This is a genomic window from Phyllobacterium pellucidum, assembly GCF_013327855.1.
Classification (GTDB): domain Bacteria; phylum Pseudomonadota; class Alphaproteobacteria; order Rhizobiales; family Rhizobiaceae; genus Phyllobacterium; species Phyllobacterium pellucidum.
Map to the genome: position 1 here is coordinate 1,265,537 of NZ_JABUMX010000001.1, position 25,282 is coordinate 1,290,818.

General features: G+C 60.3%; 28 protein-coding genes. 12 read left to right on the forward strand and 16 right to left on the reverse strand.

What is annotated here, in order from left to right; translation table 11 throughout:
• Window positions 1-9: 9 nt before the first annotated feature.
• The 8 genes from olsA to HQ945_RS06285 all read right to left on the reverse strand — a co-directional run bounded on the left by olsA (window position 10) and on the right by HQ945_RS06285 (window position 8,351).
• Window positions 10-855, reverse strand: a complete 846-nt coding sequence (gene olsA, locus HQ945_RS06250) for a lyso-ornithine lipid O-acyltransferase (protein WP_113280282.1) — start codon at window positions 853-855, stop codon at window positions 10-12.
• 1 nt (window position 856) lies between these two features.
• Window positions 857-1,360, reverse strand: a complete 504-nt coding sequence (rimI, locus tag HQ945_RS06255) for a ribosomal protein S18-alanine N-acetyltransferase (RefSeq protein WP_113280281.1) — start codon at window positions 1,358-1,360, stop codon at window positions 857-859.
• Entirely contained in the window at window positions 1,357-2,040 is a 684-nt protein-coding gene (tsaB, locus tag HQ945_RS06260; protein ID WP_113280280.1) for a tRNA (adenosine(37)-N6)-threonylcarbamoyltransferase complex dimerization subunit type 1 TsaB, read from the reverse strand. Before tsaB ends, rimI begins: the two co-directional genes overlap by 4 nt.
• Window positions 2,041-2,420: 380 nt before the next feature.
• Window positions 2,421-2,624, reverse strand: coding sequence for a type II toxin-antitoxin system VapB family antitoxin (locus HQ945_RS06265; protein WP_091921449.1), 204 nt, complete (start codon window positions 2,622-2,624; stop codon window positions 2,421-2,423).
• Window positions 2,625-2,680: 56 nt separating this feature from the next.
• Window positions 2,681-3,496: a DUF2066 domain-containing protein gene (locus tag HQ945_RS06270; protein WP_091919966.1), complete on the reverse strand. Its 816-nt coding sequence runs from the start codon at window positions 3,494-3,496 to the stop codon at window positions 2,681-2,683.
• Window positions 3,497-3,533: 37 nt separating this feature from the next.
• A complete protein-coding gene (locus tag HQ945_RS06275) occupies window positions 3,534-4,043 on the reverse strand; it encodes a DUF3859 domain-containing protein (protein ID WP_091919967.1) in 510 nt (169 codons plus the stop codon).
• A 10-nt stretch (window positions 4,044-4,053) separates the two neighbouring features.
• Window positions 4,054-6,231: a malate synthase G gene (locus HQ945_RS06280; protein WP_091919969.1), complete on the reverse strand. Its 2,178-nt coding sequence runs from the start codon at window positions 6,229-6,231 to the stop codon at window positions 4,054-4,056.
• A 107-nt stretch (window positions 6,232-6,338) separates the two neighbouring features.
• Window positions 6,339-8,351 (reverse strand): hydantoinase/oxoprolinase N-terminal domain-containing protein, encoded by a 2,013-nt coding sequence (locus HQ945_RS06285; protein WP_174207812.1) that lies wholly within the window; start codon window positions 8,349-8,351, stop codon window positions 6,339-6,341.
• A gap of 152 nt (window positions 8,352-8,503) precedes the next feature.
• Here HQ945_RS06285 and HQ945_RS06290 point away from each other — a divergent pair, with 152 nt between their 5' ends.
• Entirely contained in the window at window positions 8,504-9,463 is a 960-nt protein-coding gene (locus HQ945_RS06290) for a cation diffusion facilitator family transporter (RefSeq protein WP_113280278.1), read from the forward strand.
• Between the two features lie 20 nt (window positions 9,464-9,483).
• Here HQ945_RS06290 and HQ945_RS06295 read toward each other — a convergent pair whose 3' ends face one another.
• Window positions 9,484-10,713, reverse strand: coding sequence for a DNA recombination protein RmuC (locus tag HQ945_RS06295; RefSeq protein WP_113280277.1), 1,230 nt, complete (start codon window positions 10,711-10,713; stop codon window positions 9,484-9,486).
• Between the two features lie 114 nt (window positions 10,714-10,827).
• Between HQ945_RS06295 and def the strand changes: the two genes are divergently transcribed.
• Genes def through truA form a run of 4 tightly spaced genes read left to right on the forward strand, consistent with a single transcriptional unit; the run spans window position 10,828 to window position 13,570 of the window.
• On the forward strand, window positions 10,828-11,358 hold the full coding sequence (def, locus tag HQ945_RS06300) for a peptide deformylase (RefSeq protein ID WP_027230497.1): 531 nt from the start codon (window positions 10,828-10,830) through the stop codon (window positions 11,356-11,358).
• A 9-nt stretch (window positions 11,359-11,367) separates the two neighbouring features.
• A complete protein-coding gene (fmt, locus tag HQ945_RS06305; protein ID WP_027230498.1) occupies window positions 11,368-12,297 on the forward strand; it encodes a methionyl-tRNA formyltransferase in 930 nt (309 codons plus the stop codon).
• Window positions 12,294-12,785, forward strand: a complete 492-nt coding sequence (locus HQ945_RS06310) for a GNAT family N-acetyltransferase (RefSeq protein ID WP_027230499.1) — start codon at window positions 12,294-12,296, stop codon at window positions 12,783-12,785. The genes fmt and HQ945_RS06310 overlap by 4 nt, the downstream gene beginning before the upstream one ends.
• On the forward strand, window positions 12,785-13,570 hold the full coding sequence (truA, locus tag HQ945_RS06315; protein WP_027230500.1) for a tRNA pseudouridine(38-40) synthase TruA: 786 nt from the start codon (window positions 12,785-12,787) through the stop codon (window positions 13,568-13,570). Before HQ945_RS06310 ends, truA begins: the two co-directional genes overlap by 1 nt.
• Here truA and HQ945_RS06320 read toward each other — a convergent pair.
• Both HQ945_RS06320 and dapE read right to left on the reverse strand, forming a co-directional pair.
• On the reverse strand, window positions 13,522-14,133 hold the full coding sequence (locus HQ945_RS06320) for a hypothetical protein (RefSeq protein WP_027230501.1): 612 nt from the start codon (window positions 14,131-14,133) through the stop codon (window positions 13,522-13,524). The two genes, truA and HQ945_RS06320, sit on opposite strands and share 49 nt — an antisense overlap.
• A gap of 13 nt (window positions 14,134-14,146) precedes the next feature.
• On the reverse strand, window positions 14,147-15,334 hold the full coding sequence (gene dapE, locus HQ945_RS06325) for a succinyl-diaminopimelate desuccinylase (RefSeq protein WP_027230502.1): 1,188 nt from the start codon (window positions 15,332-15,334) through the stop codon (window positions 14,147-14,149).
• A 143-nt stretch (window positions 15,335-15,477) separates the two neighbouring features.
• Here dapE and HQ945_RS06330 point away from each other — a divergent pair, with 143 nt between their 5' ends.
• Complete coding sequence (locus HQ945_RS06330; protein WP_113280276.1) at window positions 15,478-16,503, forward strand: 2-dehydropantoate 2-reductase; 1,026 nt, start codon at window positions 15,478-15,480, stop codon at window positions 16,501-16,503.
• A 5-nt stretch (window positions 16,504-16,508) separates the two neighbouring features.
• Here HQ945_RS06330 and dapD read toward each other — a convergent pair whose 3' ends face one another.
• Window positions 16,509-17,363, reverse strand: coding sequence for a 2,3,4,5-tetrahydropyridine-2,6-dicarboxylate N-succinyltransferase (gene dapD, locus HQ945_RS06335; RefSeq protein WP_027230504.1), 855 nt, complete (start codon window positions 17,361-17,363; stop codon window positions 16,509-16,511).
• Window positions 17,364-17,491: 128 nt separating this feature from the next.
• On the opposite strand from dapD, the gene HQ945_RS06340 reads away from it, so the two are divergent.
• The gene (locus tag HQ945_RS06340; protein ID WP_091919984.1) at window positions 17,492-18,334 is read left to right on the forward strand and encodes an LOG family protein; all 843 of its coding nucleotides are present in this window, start codon (window positions 17,492-17,494) and stop codon (window positions 18,332-18,334) included.
• 4 nt (window positions 18,335-18,338) lie between these two features.
• On the opposite strand, the gene HQ945_RS06345 is transcribed toward HQ945_RS06340, so the two are convergent.
• Window positions 18,339-19,064: a pyrimidine 5'-nucleotidase gene (locus HQ945_RS06345; protein ID WP_027230506.1), complete on the reverse strand. Its 726-nt coding sequence runs from the start codon at window positions 19,062-19,064 to the stop codon at window positions 18,339-18,341.
• Between the two features lie 158 nt (window positions 19,065-19,222).
• Here HQ945_RS06345 and HQ945_RS06350 point away from each other — a divergent pair, with 158 nt between their 5' ends.
• The gene (locus HQ945_RS06350; protein WP_162737151.1) at window positions 19,223-19,978 is read left to right on the forward strand and encodes a GGDEF domain-containing protein; all 756 of its coding nucleotides are present in this window, start codon (window positions 19,223-19,225) and stop codon (window positions 19,976-19,978) included.
• A gap of 14 nt (window positions 19,979-19,992) precedes the next feature.
• Here HQ945_RS06350 and phhA read toward each other — a convergent pair whose 3' ends face one another.
• Entirely contained in the window at window positions 19,993-20,826 is an 834-nt protein-coding gene (gene phhA / locus HQ945_RS06355) for a phenylalanine 4-monooxygenase (RefSeq protein WP_174207813.1), read from the reverse strand.
• 124 nt (window positions 20,827-20,950) lie between these two features.
• Between phhA and HQ945_RS06360 the strand changes: the two genes are divergently transcribed.
• Window positions 20,951-21,433: an Lrp/AsnC family transcriptional regulator gene (locus HQ945_RS06360; RefSeq protein WP_027230509.1), complete on the forward strand. Its 483-nt coding sequence runs from the start codon at window positions 20,951-20,953 to the stop codon at window positions 21,431-21,433.
• Here HQ945_RS06360 and argB read toward each other — a convergent pair whose 3' ends face one another.
• On the reverse strand, window positions 21,434-22,333 hold the full coding sequence (argB, locus tag HQ945_RS06365) for an acetylglutamate kinase (RefSeq protein ID WP_027230510.1): 900 nt from the start codon (window positions 22,331-22,333) through the stop codon (window positions 21,434-21,436).
• A 163-nt stretch (window positions 22,334-22,496) separates the two neighbouring features.
• Between argB and HQ945_RS06370 the strand changes: the two genes are divergently transcribed.
• The 3 genes from HQ945_RS06370 to HQ945_RS06380 all read left to right on the forward strand — a co-directional run bounded on the left by HQ945_RS06370 (window position 22,497) and on the right by HQ945_RS06380 (window position 24,381).
• On the forward strand, window positions 22,497-23,036 hold the full coding sequence (locus HQ945_RS06370) for a sigma-70 family RNA polymerase sigma factor (protein WP_027230511.1): 540 nt from the start codon (window positions 22,497-22,499) through the stop codon (window positions 23,034-23,036).
• Window positions 23,033-23,740: an anti-sigma factor gene (locus tag HQ945_RS06375; RefSeq protein ID WP_027230512.1), complete on the forward strand. Its 708-nt coding sequence runs from the start codon at window positions 23,033-23,035 to the stop codon at window positions 23,738-23,740. Before HQ945_RS06370 ends, HQ945_RS06375 begins: the two co-directional genes overlap by 4 nt.
• Window positions 23,741-23,829: 89 nt before the next feature.
• Window positions 23,830-24,381 (forward strand): fasciclin domain-containing protein, encoded by a 552-nt coding sequence (locus HQ945_RS06380; RefSeq protein ID WP_027230513.1) that lies wholly within the window; start codon window positions 23,830-23,832, stop codon window positions 24,379-24,381.
• Window positions 24,382-24,463: 82 nt separating this feature from the next.
• On the opposite strand, the gene yihA is transcribed toward HQ945_RS06380, so the two are convergent.
• Complete coding sequence (gene yihA / locus HQ945_RS06385) at window positions 24,464-25,147, reverse strand: ribosome biogenesis GTP-binding protein YihA/YsxC (protein ID WP_036813413.1); 684 nt, start codon at window positions 25,145-25,147, stop codon at window positions 24,464-24,466.
• Window positions 25,148-25,282 lie beyond the last annotated feature (135 nt).

The window sequence follows — 25,282 nt, forward strand, 5'->3', positions numbered from 1 at the left end:
GCGAGGCTTCTAGCCGTTTTTGGCCGCCTTGAGAATAGGCTCGGCGTCGCTTTCCGACGTGTCGAGGAAGTCGCGTCCCATCAGCGAAGTGTGTACCATGGCGCGCACGCGCTCTTCGGCTGTTCGCGCCAATGCCTTTCGGTCGCTCTTGGCATCGATTACCACCGGCTCGCCGAACCAGACATCGACATCGACCGCGCCTTCCTTCAGGAGGCCTATGAGGCTCGGACCAAGTGCGACATCGCCCGGCCACGCGACGATCGGACGATGGGTGCGGCCCATCGGCATGCCATGGATGCGCGTATAGGCGACGGCCACGGGTTGCACGGTCACGGTTTCGGCATCGGTATCGCGAATTGCCACTTGCGCCGCGCCGAACAGCGAAGTCTTGAAGGGCAATACGCGGTTGCCATCGGAAGTCGTACCCTCGGCGAAAAGCACCATGGCATCGCCCGCGGCAAGGCGCAGCGCGATTTCGCTCGCCTGATGGTGGGTCTTGCCGCGTTTCTCCCGCTCGATGAAGACAGTGCGTTGCAGCTTGGCGAGCATGCCGAAGAGCGGCCATTTCGCCACCTCTGCCTTGGCGATGAAGGCCATCTTGCGCAGCGAGCCGAGAATGACGATGTCGGTCCACGACGTATGATTGGCCGCCAGAAGAAGCGGACGGCCTTTTGCCATATCGCCATGAACATGGATGCGAAAGCCAAGCAGGCGGCATACGATGCGGTGGAACAGCATTGGGGTCCCGGCGCTCGGCCCGACACCTGTCTTCAGAAAGATGAATTGCGCCGGCACCAGCAGAATAATGGCGAGAACGAAGACGGTAGACGTCAGGGCGAAGCGCAACCAAGCCATTTCAACGTCCCGGCTTGAGATCGCGGCGCATCGCCAGGGCCGACGAACGGCCGCTCGACGTTTCGTAATATCCCGGCCGCTTGCCGACCTGTTTGAAGCCGAGACGGCGGTAAAGCGCAACAGCGGGGCCATTGAGTTCGTCGACTTCCAGAAAAAGCATGCTGGCGCGCGCATTGTGGAGATGGCGGAGGATCGCATCCATCAAGGCACGGCCAAGGCCCCGCCGCTGCGCCGCAGGCGCGACGGCAATCGTCAATATTTCGGCTTCATCCAGCACCAGGCGCGCGAGAACGAAGCCGCCCGGCTGGGCACGGCGATTGCCCTCCTCGCGGGCGACGAACCCGAACACATTCTCATCGACCAGGAGAGCGTGAAAATCTTCATCGCTCCATGGCTGGCGGAAGGTCAGTCCGTGAATATTCGCGATCGCGGCAGCGTCGGCGCGCGCGAGCGGCTCGATGACGAAACTGCGCGGACGCAGATTGTCGAACGGAAAGCCGATCATTCGGTTACCTTCCTCTGCATGACGAAACCCTGCTGCGGCTTGACGTCGAGCCCGCGCAGATAAAGCGGCTTCGGCGCCTCCGCCGGGGGCTCGCCTGCTGCGCCAAGGCGGGCAAAGGCTTCGATGCTTCCAGTCGCCGCCGTTGTTGCGACATCGAAGGGCTTATCCCGCCCCTCATTGACGAGCAGAGCGCCCGAGCCGGAAAGCACCATGTCACGCCCCGCCAATTCATCCAATATTGCCGGCAAATCCGTCACCAGCGGTTTGGATATTGCCGCCCCGTCTTTGCCGTAGAATTGGGCATAGACCTCGTCGCGCCGGGCATCGATGATCGACAGGACCGGTCTTCCGGGAAACGCACGGGCGCCGTCGAATGCGAGCGCCTGCAAGGTGCTGATGCCGATAACCGGGCATTTAAGCACAAGCGCAAAGCCCCGTGCCGTCGAGACCCCCACCCGAACGCCAGTAAACGAACCGGGGCCGACGCTGACAGCAATCCTGCTGATGTCTATAAGTTCTACGGCCGCGCCCTGCAAAGTCTGCTCGATTGCGCCCATTAGCCGCTCGGCATGACCTTTGCCGATATCCTCGCTGTTCGAAGCCAGCACCACTCCCGTTTCGACATCGAAAACGGCAACGGAGCACAGATTGGCAGCGGTATCGAGCGCAAGCAATTTCATGCGCCTTCGCCTAAACAAGAATCAGCCAGCAAACAAGTGGGCGCGGTGAGTGCATTCCTTCATTCGCTGCGAGTTCAGGTCAGTCAGGTCAGATTTGCGTCAAGCTGCGTTTCCACCGCAAGTCTTGCCAAGCGCTTATCTCTTGTCCATATCGCGGCTCCGGGCGTCAGCCGCACCGCTGCAAGCAAGTGGGCGTCGACATATCCAACGCCACGGCCGTAAATTCCTTCTTTTTCGATGCATCCGAGAACCTCCGCGTCATTGGCGACCTCTGCTCGAGGCAGTTCCAGGAGCGCGTTCAGCGTCGATGTTCGGGCCCTCAACTGACCAAGGGCACGTTCACCAATAATCGGCCCAAATGGACGTGTCGACGAGACACATCAGTCAGGTGAGTGGTCGGGTCGGCGGCGATGCGTAATATCTAGATCGGGCATGCTTCCGCCGAGGCGAGCAAGGCGTCGCGCGCTTTCCCGCTCAATTAGGGCGCGAAGCGCTTCGCGAACCAAGGCTGACTTCTCATTTAACCCAGTATAGGCCTGGGCTTTTGCAATCAGTTCATCGTCCAAAGCAATTGTGGTTCGCATCGTTGCCTCCAGAAGGCACATTATCAGCATCGAATGATGCCACAAACAATGCCGCGCTACGGCGGCCCGTTCCCTGACAGTATCTGCGCTGCACCGCGCATGCCATTGCGAAACGCATCGTCGAAGCCGACGCCTTTGATCTGCCAGCGGAAGGGCGTGCCACGATAGTCTATACGCCAATCAGCGATCCATCCGAGTGCGGAATCGCTCCAGCGCAGATCGCCGGCAAGCGCGACATCGCCCCCGGCATTGCGCGCCGCGGCATCGGACACAGAAAGGTCGGCGCTCGGCAGGGTCTCGGCGTTCAGTTCGTACTTTGTGAGTTGCGCAACAGTCGGCAACGCCACGGGCAAGCCGACCTTCCGGGCGGCCGCTGCCAGCGAACTGCGCATATCCGGTTCCTTCGAACCATCCTCAGCGAGCGCGAACCTTTCCTTTCGTCCGACAACATCGAGAAAGACAACGATACGCGGGCGCGGATCAAGCCAGGCTTTTCGTCCGAGCGAGTGCAACAGCGCATCGATCCTGGCCGGATCGAAACTGACGGTCAGGTCATGCGGGCGGTCATATGTCCCTTGCTCGTCATGGATCGGCACGCCGGACATGCGGTCGCGATACTGATAGGTCGCGACGAACTGCGCCGCTTGCTGTTTCAGCGCCGCGATCTTCGGGTCGCCCATCAGCCTTGGGTCGCCAGAGACCTTGACGAGCACATCCTCGAAAGTCTGAGCAAGCCCGATTGACCGGCCGGCTTCGCCCTGCCCCGAAACGACTGCGCTTGCCTGATAGAGATCGCCGTTGGCGGCCGGCGCCGCACCGCAAGCGAGCATGACCGTCAGGAACAGGCCGATCGGGCTCCACTGGCGAAACATCGCGGTCACCACCCTCTACATTTTTTTCGGCATTCTATCAGGAAATGGGGCAGCTCCCAGTCGAAACGGTGAACGTCTTCGATGCGAGCTCGCTCCCCGCAAGGTCCCGCAGCGAGATTTTCCAGCGGCCAGGCACCAGCTCGAAATTTTCTTCAAACACCCAGCCGGCGTAGCGGCGGGCGAGGATGGCACTGTCCGGCCAACTGCTGTGTTCCATCGCCCGGCCGTCCGGGGTCCTGATGAGCGGATGATCCACAACGACCTTAATCGGAACCACAGACGCCTCGCCGGTATAGGCTGCCCGATAGACAATGCCGAAGCTCGTTCCGATACAGGCGTGAATTTCGTTCGCTCGCGTCACATCGACCGGTCCTTCGACGAGGCGATTGATGCCCGTCGGCGTATCCGGCGAAACCTCGGAACCAACCTCTTTTGCTGCGGTCAGGCCCCAATCGACAATCTCGATGACGGGTTCTTCCGCCGCGCCAACCGGTCCGGCCATCAAAACGATGGCCCCAGCAAGCAAGGCGCGGCGGAAAGTTCCCATTGTTTCCTGTCTATGCCGCCTTTGCCTTGGCTTTCAGTTCGAGGCGGCGACGATGCAAGACCGGTTCCGTATAACCGTTCGGCTGTTCGCGGCCTTTGAAGACGAGGTCGCAGGCGGCCTGGAATGCCACGGAGCCATCAAAATCGGCGGCCATCGGCTGATAATGCGGGTCGCCGGCATTTTGCTCATCAACGATCGCGGCCATGCGCTTGAGCGTGTCGAGCACCTGCTTTTCGCTGGCAACGCCGTGGTGCAGCCAGTTGGCGATATGCTGCGCGGAAATGCGCAGCGTCGCACGATCTTCCATCAGGCCGACATTATTGATGTCAGGCACCTTCGAGCAGCCGACGCCCTGGTCCACCCAGCGCACGACATAGCCGAGGATGCCCTGCGCATTGTTGTCGAGTTCGTGCTGGATGTCTTCCGGCGTCCAGTTCGGCCGCGATGCGACCGGAACCGAGAGGATGTCACTGAGCTTTGCCCGTGTACGCTGCTTCAGTTTGGCCTGAACCTCGGCCACATTGACCTTGTGATAGTGCGTCGCATGCAGCGTCGCTGCGGTCGGTGACGGCACCCAGGCGGTATTTGCGCCGGCCTTCGGATGTGCGATCTTCTGCTCGAGCATGGCGGCCATGAGGTCGGGCATGGCCCACATGCCCTTGCCGATCTGCGCATGGCCGGAGAGGCCGCATTCGAGACCGACATCGACGTTCCAGTTCTCATAGGCGCCGATCCAGGACGCCTGCTTCATGTCGCCCTTGCGGATCATCGGGCCCGCCTCCATGGAGGTGTGTATTTCATCGCCAGTGCGGTCGAGGAAACCGGTATTGATGAACACGACGCGTTCCCTGGCGGCGCGGATCGCCTCCTTGAGGTTCACCGTGGTGCGACGCTCCTCGTCCATGATGCCCATCTTGATCGTATTCGGCTGAAGGCCAAGCAGCGCTTCGACCCGGCCGAACAACTCCGCCGCAAACGCGACTTCTTCCGGTCCGTGCATCTTCGGCTTGACTACATAGACCGAGCCGGCGCGGGAATTCATGTGGCGACCGCCCTTGCCGATGTCATGCAGGGCAGCGAGCGTGGTGATGGCCGCGTCCATGATGCCCTCGGGAACCTCGTTGCCGTCACGGTCGAGGATGGCAGGGTTGGTCATCAGGTGCCCGACATTGCGGACAAGCATCAGCGAGCGGCCCGGCAATGCCAGCTTCTGACCGTCCGGGCCAATATATTCGCGGTCAGGGTTGAGCTTGCGTGTAACGGTCTTGCCGCCCTTCTCGAACGTATCGGAAAGGTCGCCGTTCATCAGTCCCAGCCAGTTGCGATAGACGACGAGCTTGTCTTCGGCATCGACAGCGGCGACGGAATCCTCGCAGTCCTGAATCGTCGTTACCGCGGACTCGAGAACCACGTCGGCGATGTGCGCAGGGTCGGTCTTGCCGATGGGATGGTCGGCGTTGATAACGATCTCGACGTGGAGACCATTCTTGACGAGCAACACTGACGTCGGGTTCGTCGGTTCGCCGCGATAGCCCGCGAACTGGGTAGCGTCGACGAGTTGCACCTTTTTGTCGTTTGCCGTCAGCACCAGCTTGCCGCCTTCGATGGCGAGGCCCGTGACATCGGCCCATTGTGCACCCGCCAGCGGCGCGCTTTCGTCAAGAAACGCTTTCGCCCATGCGATGACCTTCGCACCGCGCGCCGGATTGAATGCCTTGCCCTTCTCGGCTCCGCCATCGTCGGATATGGCGTCGGTTCCGTAGAGGGCGTCATAGAGCGAGCCCCAACGCGCATTGGCGGCATTGAGGGCATAGCGCGCATTCATGACGGGTACGACCAGTTGGGGACCGGCAATGACTGCGATTTCCGGATCGACATTATCTGTCGTCACCGTAAAGGCGCCACCTTCCGGCAGGAGGTAGCCGATTTCCTTGAGGAACGCCTCGTATTCTTCCTGGCTGTATCCGCTGTCGCGCTTTTCCTTGTAGAAGGCGTCGAGCTTCGCCTGGAATGCATCGCGCTTGGCCAGAAGTTCGCGGTTTTTCGGCGCAAGGTCGCTGACGATCTGCGCAAAGCCGGCCCAGAACTTCGTCGCATCGACGCCCGTCCCCGGGATGGCCTCATCGACCACGAAGTCATAGAGCTCCTTCGCTACCTTCAAGCCATTGATTTCGATGCTTTCGCTCATGATCGGTTCCTCGTCTTTACGTGATCCTACCCTTGATCATATAGAAGCATTCCCCGTCAATTCATCAATAGTGCACAGGATTTGTGCCGTAGCGGATAAAATCAAACTTAATGCACGATTCTGGGCCTGCCGGAAGCTGTGGCGATAAGCACCGCCTCGATGAACTTGCGCTGATCTTCGACTGTTGCGGCGCTGATGTTCCTTGAAACAACGATCTGGCCTTCGTCGGTACCTGCTTGCAGGGCAAGGTCGGAAACTTGTTGGCGCAAGACGGTTTCTGCAAAGGCGATAGCATCCTCCTCGAAGGGCAAATCCTTCAACACTTCGCCGGCCATCACCCGGAATACGCCCTCGGCCGGCTGGCTGACATGCGCTTCCACCGAAACCCGCACCTGACCGACGACGGCGCCGAGCGCATTGGCAACATCCGTATCGGTAGGGACAACGCACTCTGCTCCAAGCATGGCGCCGACGGCGGGGTAATAGACCGGCGCCGAGGCGCCGAGACCAATGATCGGCCGGTCGATGGCGAGTTTGACACCGGCGATGCGCCCGTCGCCCGACAGCGCACGCTGGACAAGTGGGCTCGCAGCCGTCTCCGGGCCGTCAAGCTCGTCTTCGGCAAATGCCGTCTCCAGGACGACCTCGGACGAGCGCCGTATCAGGGCGTCATAGGTGCGATGCGCCACTTCCTCGGGCGTATCGCAGAGGGAGCGTCCGGCGCCATCCTTGCGCCGGGCATAAAGGATCGCACCGTAGCGCGCGGCTTCCGCGTTCCAATTGTCCTGCAGGCCGAGCACGTGGCACGCATCCGAAGGCGTAAAGCCGGACACATGAACCAGACCGCGGGCAACGAGGCGATTGACGGTCGCAGCCTGTGATATCGAAGCGAGAAGCCGGTCGAGCGGCTGCGGCGCGCTGGTTATGCGCTCGTAAAGTTCGGCTTCGCTCTTGCTCAGGCCGGAAGAGAGTTGGGCGGGAACCCCCGTGCGCAGGGCGAAACGGCCATCGAGCCGCCCGACATTGGGCGCCTTGACCTGGCGCTCAAGGTGGGCAAGCACGCTCTCGCCGTGGTTGGCAGCAAGCAGCGACAGCGGCACCAGCCTGCGCGGTCCAAGCTTGATGCTCGGTGCCATGGCATTATCGTCGAGCGACACTTCGGAATCGCCGCCAAGGCCGAAGGTGCGCATCGCCACGGCTTCCACCATCGTACGAAAGCCGCCGACCGTCGCGCCATTCGGATCGAGCCGTGGACGGCCCTTGTCAAGCACGGCGACGTCCGTTGTCGTGCCGCCAATGTCCGAAACGATGGCGTTGTCGAGTCCGGTCATATGACGCGCCCCGACCAGGCTGGCAGCAGGGCCGGAGAGGATCGTCTCGATCGGACGGTGGCGCGCAAAGGCCGCAGTGACGAGTGCGCCGTCACCACGGACCACCATCAAGGGGGCGTGGATGCCGCTGCGGTCGAGAAAACCTTCCGTCGCCGCCACAAGCCGGTCGATCATGGCGATCAGGCGTGCGTTGAGGACCGTCGTGAGCGCACGGCGCGGTCCATTCAGTTTGGCGGAAAGTTCATGGCTGCAGGTGACGGGGAGCCCGGTCACGTTGCGGATGAGATCGCGCACGGCGATCTCATGTTCGGGATTGCGGACCGCAAAATAGGCGCAGATGGCAAAACCTGTGACTTCGCGCGCGAGGTTCGGCAGCGCCTCCGAGAGAGCAGCCGTATCGAGCAGTTGCGGCCTGCCATAGACATCGTGACCGCCGGGGACGAAGACGACCGGGTCGGATCCAAGCGCGGTCTTGAGGTCCGCCTTTTCGAGATCCGCTTGCGAGAACCCGATCATGACAAGGGCGATGCGGCCGCCCTGCCCTTCGACGAGCGCATTGGTTGCGAGTGTCGTCGACATGGAAACAAGGCGAATATCCGCTGGGCGGATCGCGGTTTCTTCAACGATACGCTCGACGGCGCCGGCAATGCCGACGCTGAGATCATGCCGGGTCGTCAGCGCCTTGGCTTTCGCGATAACGCCATCTCTTTCCGACCACAGCACCGCATCCGTATAGGTGCCGCCCGTATCGATGCCGAGAAAGATTGCCGTTTCAGTGTTGTCTGCCATGATGTCCTGCCTTGTTCGAGGCAGGGTTAGCGCATGACGCCGGCAAGAGCTAGCGTCATTCCGACCAGATGCTGACGCATCGGCGCGGTTGAACGTTTCACGCGGAACCTGTTCAATCCAAAGACGTTTCGTCGGGCACAAGGGGATAGTCGATGGCATCACAATCGGGAACACATGCCGGTTCGAAAAAAGTGATCTATGCCGCCATCCTTGGCAATCTCCTGATCGCAGCAACAAAATTCATCGCCGCTTTCTTTACCGGCAGTTCCGCCATGCTGTCGGAGGGTGTTCACTCCCTTGTCGATACGGGCAATGGTGCCTTGCTGCTTTATGGCTTGCGCCGCGCGGCGCGGCCTGCGGACAAGTCGCATCCTTTCGGGCATGGGCGTGAGCTCTATTTCTGGAGCTTTATCGTGGCGCTCCTGGTTTTCGCCGTCGGCGCCGGCGTTTCCTTCTACGAAGGCGTCATCCACATCATGCGGCCGGAACCAGTTGCCAATCCGATCGTGAACTACGTCGTCATCGGCCTTGCGATGATCTTTGAAGGCGCGTCGTGGTTCGTGGCACTCAAGGAATTCCGGATGATGAAGGGCAAACTCGGCTATGTCGAGGCTGTGCAGGAAAGCAAGGATCCGAGCGTCTTCACGGTGCTGTTCGAGGATACGGCCGCGCTGCTCGGACTGATCATTGCACTGGTTGCGATTTCGGCGGCGCAGATATTCGACATGCCGGCACTTGATGGCGTGGGCTCCATCGGCATCTCCATCATTCTCGCTGCGACGGCGATATTCCTCGCCCGCGAAAGCAAGGGCCTGCTCATGGGCGAGGCAGCGCTTCCCGAAGTGGAACAGCAGATTCTCGATCTAGCCAACAAGGATCCGGACATCCAGAAGGCAAACGGCGTATTGACGGTCCATATGGGTCCGAAGCAGATCGTCGCCGGACTGAGCGTCGAGTTCGAAGACCATATCCAGGCTCCGCAGATCGAAGCCTGCGTCGAACGGCTCGAGGCGGCGTTGAAAACCGCCAATCCCGATATCGTTACATTGTTCGTCAAGCCGCAGACGGCTCGAACGTGGGAAGTTCGACGCAAGAAGATCGAGGCGGCTTAAGCCGTTACCCCGCCTTTCTTCTATTCCTCGCCATCGACGACGCGCAGGCGCAACTGCCCGGTTGACGAAGCTGCGGGGGCACGGCTGGGCTCGGTCTCCTTCGTGGGCGCCTCAGCGAATTCGAGCGCCTCGATCTTCTGGCCGCGTCTCGTGACCTTGCTCGAAGAGACAAGAATGTCATCGATATCCTTGTTAGCCTGGCCGAAATGCGTTTGCAGACGGCGCACCCGGTCGTCGAGGCGGCCGACATCTTCCATCAGCCGGATCACCTCGCCCTGGATGAGATGCGCCTGTTCGCGCATGCGCACATCCTTGAGGACGGCCTGGATGACCTGGATCGATAGCATCAGCAGTGAAGGCGACACGATGACGATGCGCGAGCGATGGGCCTTTTGCACCACACCTTCGAAGTTCTCGTGAATCTCGGCGAAAATCGATTCCGACGGCACGAAGAGAAACGCCGTGTCCTGGGTTTCGCCGTTGATCAGATATTTCTCTGCGACGTCGCGAATGTGTATCTCAACGTCACGGCGGAATTGCGCAAGAGCAACCTTCTTGGCTTCCGGGTTGTCGGCCTGGCGAATGGCGTTCCAGGCTTCCAGCGGAAACTTGGCATCGATCACGAGGTTCGGCGCTCCATTGGGCATGTGGACCACGCAGTCGGGCCGGCTGCCATTGGAAAGCGTAGCCTGGAACTCATAGGCGCCTTGCGGAAGGCCGTCGGCGATGATCGCCTCCATGCGCGCCTGCCCGAAAGCGCCGCGGGTCTGCTTATTGGCGAGAATGGCCTGCAACTGTACGACCTGGCCGGCCAGCGCCTGGATATTATTCTGCGCCGTATCGATGACCGCGAGCCGCTCCTGCAGCTTCGCAAGATTCTCGTGGGTGGAACGGGTCTGCTCGGTCATGGTCTGGCCGATGCGGCTGGTCATACCGTCGAGGCGTTCGCGGATCGACTGGTTGAGTTCGGCCTGCCGCGAGCCGAAGAGTTCAGCCATTGTCTGCATGCGGCCCTGCATTTCCGCCTGGCTCTTGAGAATCTCGCCCATGCGGAACTCGGCGTCGCGGGCGCGGTCCTCCGCCTGGAGTTCGGCAGTCAGCCGTATCTTCGACGAACGCCACAGGACGATAAACGCGAGCAGCACGGCGCCGCCCGCAACCACAGCCCCGGCAATGAGCGCCGAACCCAGCGAAATTGAGCTCGCACCGAGATGGATAAGTGTTTGATCGAATGAAATTGATGTTTCCATACGAACCAGACTAGCCGATTCGGGCGACAAATGTGAGATCAAAACGAGAACATTTTTGCAAATGGATTTTGCGTCGGATTGACGGTTTATGGATGAACTATTAGGTGATGTTGCATGTCTATCAAACCACTTGTCATTCTTCCTGATCCGCTGCTGCGTCAGGTTTCAAAACCAGTCGAACGCTTCGATGCGGATTTGCGCAAGTTCGCCACCGATATGCTCGACACCATGTATGACGCACCGGGTATCGGCCTTGCAGCGATCCAGATCGGCGAGCCCCTCCGCATGCTCGTTATCGACCTTGCCAAGGAAGACGAGCCCAAGGCGCCGCAGACGTTCATCAATCCGCAGATTCTCTCGTCGAGCGAACAGCGCAATGTCTACGAAGAAGGCTGCCTCTCGATCCCGGACTATTATGCCGAGGTGGAGCGGCCGGCGGAGGTGCGCATTGCCTATTTCGATCTCGACGGCAAGGCGCAGGAAGTAGCCGCCGACGGGCTTCTCGCCACCTGCCTCCAACATGAGATCGACCATCTCAACGGCATCCTGTTCATCGACCATATTTCCCGCCTGAAGCGCGAGATGGTCGTCAAGAAATTCAAGAAGCTCGCCAAGGATCGTCCGCCGAGCCGGCTGGCGGTGTAGGCGATGAGTTTGCGCATCGTTTTCATGGGAACGCCGGACTTCGCCGTCCCCATTCTCACCGCCTTGATCGGCCAGGGTCACGAGATTGTTGCAGTCTATAGCCAGCCGCCGCGCCCCGCGGGCCGCAGGGGTCTGGAACTCACGCCCTCGCCGGTCCAGCGCAACGCCGAGCAGTTCGGCATCGAGGTGCGCACGCCCACAAGCCTCAAGAGCGAAGAAGAGCAGCAAGCCTTTCGCGACCTCAATGCCGATGTTGCGATCGTCGTCGCCTATGGACTTATCCTGCCGCGCGCAATCCTCGATGGCACGCGGCTTGGCTGCTACAACGGACACGCCTCGCTCTTGCCGCGCTGGCGCGGCGCCGCGCCGATACAGCGGGCAATCATGGCCGGAGATCTCGAAACCGGGATCATGATCATGAAGATGGACGAGGGTCTCGATACCGGACCTGTCGCCATGGTCGAAAAGGTCAAGATCACCGCCGACATGACGGCAGGCGAATTGCACGACCAGTTGAGCGCGGCAGGAGCGGATTTGATGGTGCGCGCCATGGCCGCGCTTGAACGGGACAGCCTCACGCTTACGCCGCAAGCGGAAGACGGCGTCACCTATGCGTCCAAGATCACCAAGGCGGAAACACGCATCGACTGGAGCGAACCGGCGATCGACGTTCACAACCGTATTCGCGGCCTTGCGCCCTTTCCCGGCACCTGGTGCGAGATGGAGATCGGCGGCTCGCTCGAGCGCATCAAGCTGTTGCGCTCGGTGCTTGCAACCGGCGTCGGCGATGCGGGCACGGTGCTCGACGATAGCCTGCGCATCGCCTGCGGCGAAGGCGCGGTGCGGCTGCGTTCGCTGCAGCGGGCCGGCGGCAAGGTCATGGACAGTATCGAATTCCAGCGTGGCGCCAAGATCGCCCAGGGTACACGGCTGCCATGAGCGGCGTCGCGGTGCGACCTGTACGGCCTGAAGACCATCCGGCTATCTCCACGCTGCTGAACGCCGCCTTTGGCGGTGCGGAGGAATCTGTCCTCGTGGAAAACCTTCGCGGCGCCGGCGACGTGGTCCTCGAACTGGTGGCCGTCGCGGATGACGCGATTGTCGGGCAAATCCTGTTTTCCCGCCTCACCGTGGGCGATGATTTCGATGCTGTCGCACTCGCACCACTCGCGGTTCTCCCCGCAAATCAGCGCCATGGCGTAGGTACAGCGCTGGTAAAGGCGGCCCACGATCAACTCCAGGCCAGCGGAGAAAGCCTTTCCATCGTCCTTGGCGATACTGCCTATTACGGACGTTTCGGCTACACGCATGCACGTGCCGCCGGCTACGACAGCACCTACCAAGGCGAGCATTTGCAGGCGCTGGCGTTTCGTGAGGCGCCGATAGCGGGCGCTCTCACCTATGCGCCCGCGTTCGGAGCGCTCTGATGCCCCGCTACAGGCTTCTGGTCGAATATGACGGGACGTCCTATGCGGGCTGGCAGCGCCAGGAAAACGGCCATACGGTGCAGGCGGCTATCGAGCAGGCAATCTTCAATTTTTGCGGCGATACGATTTCTCTGGGGGCGGCGGGTCGCACCGACTCGGGCGTGCACGCCTGCGCTCAGGTCGCTCATGCCGATCTCACCAAGAACTGGAGCAGTTCGAAAATCCGCGAGGCGCTCAACGCCCATCTCGTCATTGCCGGCGAGGCTGTCAGCATTCTCAATGTCGAACTCGTCGGCGATGGCTTTGACGCGCGCTTCTCGGCAACGGGCCGCCACTATCTTTATCGAATCATCAACCGCCGCCCCCCTGCCCCGCTGGAGGCGCATCGCGCGTGGTGGGTGAAGAAGCCGCTCGATGCCGAGGCTATGCACGACGCGGCGCAGCGCCTGATCGGCACGCATGATTTCACCACGTTTCGCGCGACGCAGTGCCAGTCGAAAAGCCCGGTAAAAACGCTGGACCGCCTCGACGTAACGCGCAATGGGGAGATCATCGAGATCAGGGCGTCGGCGCGCTCGTTCCTGCACAACCAGATCCGTTCTTTCGCGGGAACGCTCAACGAAGTGGGATGCGGGCGCTGGGACGCTGACGATGTAAGCGCGGCGCTCGAAGCCCGCGACCGCAGGGCCTGCGGGCCGGTTGCGCCGCCCTACGGGCTCTATCTCATTGGGGTCGACTACCCGATCGTAACCGGGTCCGGCAGGGAAATGCCGAGGGCGCCCTGAAGCAGGATCATCACGAAAAGCGAACCGACCATCAGGACCACGAAAAATCCCGCCGTATAGGCGTGTGATCGTTTCAGGGCGATATGTGTGAGACGGTAGGTCAGGAACATGATGCCCGCATAGAGCAAAAGGCTGATTGCAGTCGTGAAGCCCGGCCAATCCGGCACGATCACCCGCACCAACGTGGCCGGGACCATGAGCCAGGCGCCAATTGCCGTTCCCCAGTTGCTGGCGACGACATAGGGGCTGAAGCGCTTGCTGAGACCGAGGCGGCGCGCACTGAAAGCAAGAACGACAAGAGGCGCGACCCAGGCGGCGAGATCGACGAAGGCGACGCGGCCCATGATCGAGAAGCGGTTTCCGATTTCGGGCCGCAGCGCAATCATATCGTTGGCGAAGATGATCCAGCCAAGGATGAGCGGGGGCAGCGAGATCGTTATGGCGTGAAAGGATTGCCAGAAGCCGTCTTCGGAAAAATCGAGCATGTCGAGGCCGTCGGCATGACCGTTCATCATCCGCCATGCGCCCCACAAATATTGCTGAGTTTCATCGAAATCCGGCATTGTCACTCATGCTCTACGCAAGAAAATCCTCGATGAAGCGTTCATATATTTGGGTAAGCGTTTCAAGATCGGCAATGTCTACCCTTTCGTCAACCATGTGCATGGTTTTGCCGACAAGGCCGAACTCGACGACAGGGCAATAGTCCTTGATGAAGCGGGCGTCGGACGTGCCGCCGGACGTTGAAAGCTGCGGGCGCCGGCCTATGACCGCTTCGACAGACTTCGTCAGCGTGCCGACGAGTTTGTCATCGTGGGTGAGGAACACGTGGCTCGGCCGGTCGCGCCAGGTCAACTCGTAGTTCACGGGCGTTTTCCGCCCGGGGCGCAGCTTGCGCCGTCCGGCGGCACGGTCGAGCCGGTTGTGGATCTCGGCCATCAGCGTTTCGTCGGTCCAGCTATCGTTGTAGCGGATGTTGAATGTTGCCGTCGCTTTGGCCGGTATGACGTTGACCGCAGGATTGCCGACATCCATCGTCGTGACTTCCAGATTGGTCGCCTGGAAATCTTTGGTGCCCTTGTCGAGCGCGGGATAAAGCAGGCTGTCGAGCAAGGTGACGAGCCCCCGCACCGGATTGTCGGCGAGGTGCGGATAGGCTGCGTGACCCTGAACGCCGTTTACGGTTATCGTGCCGGAGAGCGAGCCGCGTCTTCCGATCTTTATCATGTCACCGAGCTTGTCGGGATTGGTGGGCTCGCCGACGATCGCGGCATCCCAGCTTTCGCCCTTGGCCTTTGCCCATTCAAGAAGCTTGCCGGTCCCGTTGATCGACGGGCCCTCCTCGTCGCCGGTGATCAGAAACGAAATCGACCCCTTGAGGCTGCCATGTTTCGTGATGTGACGCGCGACGGCAGCGGTGAAACAGGCGACCCCACCCTTCATGTCGACGGCGCCGCGGCCATACATCTGGCCATTGTGAATGGCGGCGGAAAAGGGCGGGAACTTCCACGCGGCCTCGTCGCCGACGGGCACCACATCCGTATGTCCCGCGAACATCAGATGGGGGCCATTGCCTGAACGTCTCGCATAAAGATTCTCGACGTCGGGCGTGCCCTCCTCGCTGAAAACCGGTCTCTCGACCGAAAAACCGAGGGGCGCAAGCATGGATTCGAGAGCAGTCAGCGCACCGGCCTCGGCGGGCGTTACCGACGGGCAAGCGATGAGCTGGGCGAGGTTTTCTACGGGATCTGTCGCGGATTTCATGCAAGAAGCGATAATGGAAAAGGATAGGCCTGTCACCTACTACTGCGGCGGGTGCCGGGGCATTGCGGTTCCCGGCATCGGGCGCTGGATTGAAGCACCCGCATCTGTTTAAATGCCGCGACCGATGAACCGGGAACAGCAACATGACCGAAAACGAAAGCCGTATCGTCATCGCTGGAGCCGGATCGATAGGGTGCTACGTCGGTGGTTGCCTCGCCGCTGCCGACAAGAACGTGGTTTTTCTCGTACGGCCAAGAGTCGATGAAGCGCTTCGCCAAGGGGGCCTCAACATCGTCGATCTCGACGGGACCGAGCGCCTTGTCGGGCGGGAGAAGCTTCAGCTTGCGGTTGATCCTGCCGCAGCCTTTGGGTCGGCCGAGATTATTCTCGTCACGGTCAAGAGTGGCGCGACTGAAGAGATGGCAAAGCTGATTGCCGCGCACGCCCCTTCCAGCGCCGTCGTTGTGAGCCTACAGAACGGCGTCGACAACGCAAAGGTGCTGCGTCGCACCCTCCCCAAGGGTTTCACCGTCGCTGCGGGCATGGTTCCCTTCAACGTCGTGCAATCGGAACCCGGGGAGGTGCCGCTCACTGTCCGGCGGACCACGGAAGGAACAATTCTCATCGACGACAAGCCCGGAGACCTTGCCGATGAACTCTCAGTCCCCGGTCTCCAGGTGGCAAATGATGAAGACATGCAGGGCGTTCTCTGGGGCAAGCTGCTGATGAACCTCAACAACGCCCTTAATGCCCTGTCAAACCTGCCGCTTGCAACCGAACTGTCCGATCGCAACTGGCGCCGGCTGCTGGCGGACCAGATGAACGAAGGCATCAAGGTGCTCAAGGCCCATGGCATCGCGCCGGCAAAGATACAGGGCCTCCCACCGGCGCTCCTGCCGTGGATATTGCGGTTGCCGGACTTCCTTTTCGGGATTCTCGCACGAAAAATGCTGAGCGTCGGGCCACACGCGCGATCGTCCATGTGGGAGGATCTGTCATGGGGGCGTCCGACCGAAATCGACTATCTGCAAGGCGTGATCCTTCGCCTGGCGCAGGAGAAGAACATCGACGTCCCCCTGACGCGGCGGATTATCGCGTGTATCAGGGAGGCGGAGGGCAAGCCGCTCCGCTCTCACACCGTGGAGGAAATCCGCAACTCGCCCGCGTGAGCGGATCAGTCGCGCAACAATTCGTTGATCGACGTCTTCGAGCGGGTCTGTTCGTCGACCCGCTTGACGATCACGGCGCAATAGAGGCTCGGACCAGGCTGGCCGTTGGGGAAGGGCTTGCCGGGAAGCGAGCCGGCGACGACCACCGAATAGGGCGGCACTTCGCCGTAGAAGATTTCGCCCGTTGCACGGTCGATAATCTTCGTCGACTTGCCGATGAAAACGCCCATGCCGAGGACAGAGCCTTCGCGAACGATGCAGCCCTCGACCACTTCGGAGCGGGCGCCGATGAAGCAATTATCCTCGATGATGGTCGGACCGGCCTGCATGGGCTCGAGCACGCCGCCAATGCCGACGCCACCCGACAGATGTACGTGCTTGCCGATCTGCGCGCACGAACCGACGCCGGCCCAGGTGTCAACCATGGTTCCCTCGCCGACATAGGCGCCGAGGTTGACGAAGGATGGCATCAGGATCGCGCCCGGCGCGATATAGGCCGAGCGGCGGACGATGGCGTTGGGCACCGTCCTGATGCCCGCCTTGGCGAATTCCGTCGCACCCCAGCCGTCAAACTTCGACGGCACCTTGTCCCACCAGACAGCGCCGCCCGGGGCTCCTTCGATGATCCCCATCGGATTGAGACGGAACGACAGAAGCACTGCCTTTTTCAGCCACTGATTGACCTTCCAGTTTCCGTCAGCCTGTTTCTCAGCGACCCGAGCCTCGCCGCCGTCGAGCAGGAGAAGCGCTGCCTCGACAGCGTCGCGAACTTCGCCGCGCGTATCGGTATTGATTGCATCGCGTTCATCGAAGGCCTTCTCGATGGTCAATTCGAGGCTGGTGAGGTCAGGCTTGGACATTTGCAGGTCACTCCATTACACGGGCGGTTTAATTTAAGTCTGTGAGAGGGTCAATCTCACCATTACCATGCTGGACCGCGAAAGAATGTCTCAGAACGTCATAAGCGTCCGCAGGAGGAGAAGCCGAATTGAACACCGATGAAAAAGACAGCTGGACACCGTTTTCTCATTCTTCCGAAGCGGTACGCCGTGTCGAGACTGCGCCGGAGACGCCGCAGACCCAGTCCAGCACCTATAAGCTGGCCTTTGCCGATCCGGAATTCATGACGCGGCGCGAATTGCGTGCCGTGCGCCTGCAGCTTGAACTGTTGAAGCCGGAAATGGCGCTCGCCGAGCGCGGCATCCGCTCGACCGTGGTCCTGTTCGGCGGAGCGCGCATCCCCGAACCTGGCGGCGCCGCCTGGGCGGCGAAGAACGCGACCCAGAAAAAGAACCTCGAGGCCAATTCACGCTACTACGCCGAGGCGCGCAAGTTCGCCGAACTCTGCTCTACCTATTCGTCAACGACCTACTACCGCGAGTTCGTGGTCGTTACCGGCGGCGGCCCCGGTGTGATGGAAGCCGGCAACCGCGGCGCATCGGATGTCGGCGCGCCGACGATCGGGCTCAATATCGTCCTGCCGCACGAGCAGACGCCAAACCCCTATGTATCGCCGGATCTGTGCTTCAATTTCCATTACTTCGCTATTCGCAAGATGCACTTTTTGATGCGGGCGAAGGCCATGGCGATATTTCCCGGCGGTTTCGGAACCATGGACGAAACCTTCGAGACGCTCACGCTCATTCAGACCGGACGCATGGAACGCATCCCGCTTCTACTCTTCGGCAAGTCTTTCTGGGAGAAGGCGATCAATTTCGACTTCCTCGCCGAGCAAGGCGTGATCTCGCCATCGGATCGCGAACTCATCACCTTCGTCGATACCGCCGACGAGGCCTGGGATGTGATCCAGGCCTTCTACAAGCTGGATTGACGCCTCAGACCGGCTCGCTCCTCTTGACCTGCCTTGGCAGGATCGCGTCGAGGAATGCGGCAAGTTCATCGGTCACGTAATCGACGTGGTCGGTGTTGCCAGGATCCCGCTCCCAGATCTCGGAATAGGTCGGTTCGAAATTATGCGGAACGATGAGGACCGTGGTCATGCCGAGCGCCTTCGGCACGACGAGGTTGCGCGCCAGATCCTCGAACATGACGCAGCTGGCGGCGTCGATCTTGTGCATTGCCAGGAACCGATCGTACGTCTCGCGCGCCGGTTTGGGTGTCAGCTCCGCTGCCCTGATGTCGAAAATGTCATCGAACTGCTCGAGCACACCGAGCTGGCGCGCTGCGCGTTCAGCGTGGCCCCGGTCGCCATTGGTGAAGATGAATTTCCGTCCCGGTAACTGCTTGATCGCCGTGGAAAGCGACGGGTCGGGCACCAGCCAGGAATAATCGATGTCGTGGACCTTCTGCAGAAAATCATCGGGATCGATATCGTAGCGGTCCATCAAGCCTTTGAGCGTCGTGCCGTATTCCTTGTAAAATCGCTTCTGGAGATCGCGTGCATCCGTATGCGAAAGCTTCAGCAGATCAGCGACATAGCCCGTCATCTTGACATCAATCTGCGAAAAGAGATTGGAATGATGCGGGTATAGCGTGTTGTCCAGATCGAAGACCCAGTCCGTTATATGCGCAAAGTTTAATGGATCAGGCTGGTTTGTCATCCGTTAGGGTTTCCGCTATTTATCTGCGCTGCTCATGCATCGATTTTATTAGTGCGTCTCATCAATAGACGAAAATGGTCGCAACTACGACCGATTTTAGATTTATCGCTCGCCTGCATTTTCCCAATTTCTTATTTCATGCATTTTCCAGAGAAACGATGTCCAAAGTCATTTTCAAGTGCATATTGGTAACCATTGTCATGACTGCCTCCTGCGTCGTGATTACCAACGCGATCCGCGAGGCGGTCCACATGTCAGATGGGCCTGCGCGCCTCATTGCCATCCTCTGTCCGCTGCTGATCACTCCGCCCATAATCTACCTGTGCCTGCGCCAATCGGAAAAGTTGCGACAAGCCCTAACCGACCTCAATCGAATCATGCAGGAACTCGAGACAACGAACGCCCGTCTGTTCGAGGCATCCCTGCGCGACAACATGACCGGGCTTCTCAACCGCGAAACGTTCTTCGAGCGGATGGAGGCTTTGCGCAGGCAGGGACCGGGCTCCTTGCTGATTGTCGATGCCGACCACTTCAAGAAGATCAACGATAACCATGGCCATCACACCGGTGACGCTGCGCTCATTGCAATCGCACAGTGCATATCGCGGTGTATCGGTGAAGATGACTGCGCCGGGCGTATCGGGGGCGAGGAGTTCGCCATATTCCTCGCGACGGCGGACGAAACCGAGGTACGCGGCGTAGCCGAATGCATTCGCGCCGAGGTCTGCAGCCATGCATTGAAATCGGCCGAAGGCGCGGAGGTTCCGCTCAGTGTCAGCATCGGCGGTGTAGCAGGCGTTGCCGCCGGTACGGTCAAGGAACACTTCCGGACAGCCGACCGGCGTCTTTACGATGCCAAACGTCGCGGCCGCAATTGCGTCAGCGTCCGCTCGCCTGTCAAGAACATCGCCTGAACGCGGCGCTCCCATCAGACCATGGCGGGGTCAAGCGGTTCCGCCTCCTTCCACCGCGCAATCAGCGCCGGCATGTCCGCCGTCTCGAAAGCATCGCGAAGGGCGGCGAAAGACGGCAGTACGAAATAGGCCCGCTGGAACTTGTCTATCTCGTATCCCGTCCGCATAACCGTTTCGATGTCGAAGGGGACGTGGTGCGCATCCGCACTCGTCACCGCGAACTGCAACTCGCTGAAAGACGACATCAGCCCCGCGCCGAAGGCCTTAACTGGGGCGCCTTCCTCCTGCATCAAGCCGAACTCGGCGGTGTACCAGTAGAGACGAGCGGCCAGTTGCTCGCCGCCCATCCGCGACGCTGCTCCACCCTTGACCCCGTATAGCTGCATGAAATCGGCAAATACGGGTTGGCTCAGGATAGGCACGTGGCCGAAGAAATCGTGAAACATGTCTGGTTCGACGATGTAATCGAGTTCCTTCTTCTTGCGCAGCCAGTTGGTGACGGGAAAACGCTTGTTGGCGAGATGATCGAAGAAGGGCTCGTTGGGGATGAGGCCAGGGACCGCTACGATTTCCCAGCCGGTCAACTTGCGCAGCCGGTCACTGACTTCGTGGAAATCCGGGATGCGATCCAGTAGGCCGAGCGCTTCCACGCCGTCGAGATAGCTGCGATGCGCAAGCTTTTCCGTCAGCTTCGTCTGGCGATCGCACAGGGAGCGCCATACCTCCTGGTCTTCGTCCGAATAGTCATATTGCTGTTCGACCGTGAAGTCGGCGTTGCACACCGTATAGTCGCCGCGCAGACCCAGCTCAGCGCATTCCCGCGCATAGGCTTCAACACTGATCGTCATGATTTTCTCCTCCACCATGGAACCATGACGTGCAGGATACCTTTAGGATAGGAGAGAATTTGACCTAATCATCTCAAAAACGCATGCTATAAGGTGAAACTTGATCTTTTTTGGAGGAAATCGGGTGACATCACCTCAATTGAATGAGTTCGAGATCAAAATGCTGCAGATCCTCCAGGCCAATGGCCGGGTTGCCATCACTGATCTGGCGCAGATGATCGGGCTGTCCGCGACGCCGTGCGCGCGGCGTTTCGAGCATCTCCAGGAGAGCGGCGTGATCAAGGGTTTCGCAGCGACGATAGACCGCCGCGCCATCGGGCTCATGGTCGAAGTGTTCATCCAGGTGCGGCTCAATACGCACAGCGACGACTCGCCCGAGCGCTTCGTCGGAGAGATAGAGCGCATGGACGAAGTTTCGTCATGCTGGACCATGACCGGCGAACACGATTTTCTGCTGCATGTCATGGTACCGACGGTCGACGATCTCAACGATTTCGTCATGCATCGGCTGATGCGGCTGAAAGGCGTGCGCGACGTGCACACCCAACTCGTCCTGCAGAACATCAAGGGGCCGGGAAAGATCCCGCTCGAACACCTGAAGCGGTGATCAGGGAACGATCAGCGTGCCGGCGCCGCGCTCGGTGAAAAGTTCGAGCAGAACCGAATGCGGCGTCTTGCCATTAAGGATGACGACGCCTTCGACGCCGCGTGTTATTGCGTCGATGCAAGTTTCGACCTTGGGAATCATCCCGCCCGAAATGGTGCCATCCTTGATGAGCGCGCGCGCCTGGCCGACCGAAAGCTCCTTGATAAGCTCCTTGTTGGCGTCAAGCACGCCCGGAACATCGGTGAGGAACAGAAGGCGCGAGGCTTTCAGCGCGCCGGCGATGGCTCCCGCGAAAGTATCAGCATTGATGTTATAGGTATGCCCGTCGCGCCCCGGAGCGACGGGTGCGATCACCGGGATCATCTCGGAACGCGCCAGAAGGTCGAGCAGCGTGCGGTCGATCTCGACCGGTTCGCCGACGAAGCCCAGATCGACGATTTTTTCAATATTGGAGTCGGGATCGATGACGGTCTTCTTGGCCTTCTCGGCAAAGACCATGTTGCCGTCCTTGCCGCACAGGCCGATTGCCCATTCGCCTTCGGCATTGATGAGCGCCACGATCTCCTTGTTGATCGAGCCCGCAAGGACCATCTCGACAATCTCGAGGGTCTTTTCGTCGGTGACGCGCAGACCGCCTTCGAACTTCGATTCGATCCCCATGCGCGCCAGCATCGAAGCAATTTGCGGTCCGCCGCCATGAACGACGATGGGATTGATGCCCGATTGTTTCAGCAAGGCTATGTCCCGCGCGAACGCCTTGCCCAGTGCGGCATCGCCCATGGCATGGCCGCCATATTTCACGACGACGGTCTTGTTTTCATAGCGCTGCATATAGGGAAGAGCAGCCGAAAGCAGATTTGCCTGGATTTCGGCGGTTTGGTCGTCGGGCGTCAGGGACATGCGCGGGCTCCGGCTTTGGAAGGTCGTGGGGTTCTTAGCGCCAAAGGCGATCCCGGGCAAACATGATTTCGGCTTGCCGCCAAGGTTTTTGCCCGAAGCCATTGACAGTGTGCCGCACCGCCGGATTTAAATCATGCAACCAGCAGTTGGAAACGCCCTTCACATGACGCCCGAAGGCATATCGGAACTGATCTCACGCGTCTCCCTGCGGGACCGGGCGGCTTTCGATGCGCTCTATGCTTCGACGAGCGCGAAACTTTTCGGCGTGTGCCTGCGTGTCTTGGGTAACCGCACGGAGGCCGAAGACGCGCTGCAGGATATCTACGTCAAGATCTGGAACAAGGCGGATCGCTTTGCTGTTGCTGGCACCAGCCCGATTTCTTGGCTCGTCGCCGTTGCCAGGAACCACTGCATCGACCGCCTGCGGGCGCGCAAGGGCCGAACGGAGGATCTCGACGAGGCATCGGATATCGCCGAGCCTTCCGCCGATCCCGAACAATCCGCCATTGCGACGGGAGAGGCGCGCCGCCTTGGGGATTGCCTCGACCAACTCGACGCTCCACGTGCGACGGCCGTGCGCGGCGCTTACCTTAATGGCGACAGCTACGAGTTGCTCGCGCAGCGTCATAAAGTGCCGTTGAATACAATGCGAACCTGGCTGCGACGCAGCCTTTTGAAACTGAAGGAATGCCTGGAAGGATGAGCGCGACACCACCCGATGACACTGTTCCGGACGGCGACGATCTCGTTGCCGCCGAATATGTGTTGGGCGTGCTGGCCGAAGAGGAGCGCCGCGACGCCGCGCGCCGCATCGAAACGGACCCGGTATTCGCCCGCCTTGTCACCCGGTGGCAGGAATATTTCAGCGCACTCGATGAGGGGTTCACGCCGGTTTCGCCGCCGCACCATATCAAGTCCCAGATCGATCATCGCCTGTTCGGAACCGATGCGCCGGCGCCGGCGATGCCGCTATGGACCAGCCTCGTATTCTGGCGCGGGCTTGCACTCGCCGCCCTGTTGCTGGCGATGATCGGTTTCGGGCGCGACCTCATTTTGCAGCGTCCCGCGCCGGCGCAACTGGTGGCATCCATGGCTGCTGACAACAGCAAGGTTCGCACAGTCGCAGTTTATGACGAGCAGACAAAGCGCCTGAAAGTGAGCCTGGTTGCCGGTGACATGCCCTCAGACCGTTCGCTCGAACTCTGGCTGATTGCCGGGAATGAAGCGCCAGTCTCGCTCGGGCTGATGAAGTCGCCGCAGGTCACCGAATTTAATGTCCCACAGGGTTTGGCCGCCAAACTGCGTGACGGTACGACGCTTGCCATCTCGGTGGAACCGCTTGGCGGTTCGCCAAGCGGAGCCCCCACCGGTGCAGTCGTCGCCGCCGGTACGATCCGTGCAATCTGAAAAAATATCGCGCCGCTGAAACTTTGCCGTCAGCACTCCCGTATCTCCACCGACCTCTCAAGAGAGGCAATGCAACAGTGGAGATAGAGATGTTACGCAAATCACTGAGCCTGATCGCACTTTCGACGGTCCTGATTGCCGGAACTGCGTTCGCCAAGAATCCGACTGTGGGCGGTGCGCCCATGTATCCAAACAAGAACATCATCGAGAATGCGGTGAACTCGAAGGATCACACGACCCTCGTCGCTGCCGTCAAGGCTGCAGGCCTCGTCGAAACCCTAGAGGGCAAGGGGCCCTTCACGGTGTTCGCACCCACCAATGAGGCCTTCGCGGCGCTGCCGAAGGGAACCGTCGAGACCCTGTTGAAGCCTGAGAACAAGGACAAGCTGGCCAAGATCCTGACCTGCCATGTCGTTGCTGCCGACGCCTCGTCAAAGACGATCATGAAGATGATCGATGATGATGAAGGCGCGCATCCGGTGAAGACCGTGGGCGGCTGCGTCTGGACCGCGAAGTACAAGGGCAAGAACCTGACATTGACAGATGAAAACGGCACCGTCGCTCACGTGACGATCGCCAATGTCAAACAGTCGAACGGCGTCATCCATGTAATCGACAAGGTGCTGCTGCCAAAAATGTAAACCGCAGCACTCAAATGCGCAGACGGCATCTGCGCATCTTGCCCCGCGGCGATCTCCTAGCCCTAGGTCGTGCGGGGCCCTTTTATTTCTGGTTTTCTTCGAGCAAAAGCGCGATTGCACCGCGCAGCTCATCAAGCCCGGCGCCCTTCTCGGATGACGTCGCCAAGATTTCCGGATAGGCGGCTGCGCGCTTTTTGATGGCCTGCGCCGTCTCCTCCATCAACCGGGGCACGCCCGCAGCCTTGATCTTGTCGATCTTGGTGAGAACAAGCTGGTATGAAACCGCGGCCCGGTCGAGAAGATCGAGCACTTCGGCATCGTTTTTCTTGACGCCGTGACGCGCGTCGATCAGCACATAGACCCGCTTCAAGGTCGAACGCCCGCGCAGATAGTCGAACACCAGACGGGTCCAGGCGTCGACCTGTTCCTTCGGCGCTTCTGCAAAGCCATAGCCCGGCATATCGACGACAGCGATCGGCGGCAGGTCCTTGCCCTCGCCCGAATAGCCGTCCGGAACAAAATAGTTGAGTTCCTGCGTACGGCCCGGCGTGTTCGAGGTGCGCGCCAGCTTCTGGCCGAGGATCGCATTGATAAGGGACGATTTGCCGACGTTGGAGCGGCCGGCGAACGCGATTTCAAGCGGTCCTTCAGGCGGCAGGAATTTCATCGACGGCACGCCGCGAATGAATACCCAGCCCTGCGCGAAGAGCATCCTGCCCCTCTCGATCAACCCGTTTGTCCTGTCCTCGGCTTCAGTCACGTTCATTCCATTCCATTGCGCGTGCGGGATTGAGAAGTGTGCATCAAGGTTTATCCTCGCCTTGTCAACACGGCAGGGCAGACCGGCGCAACAGCTTTTACCCCTTATTGCGTCATGGCTTGCGTAAGGCTGCCGTCAATG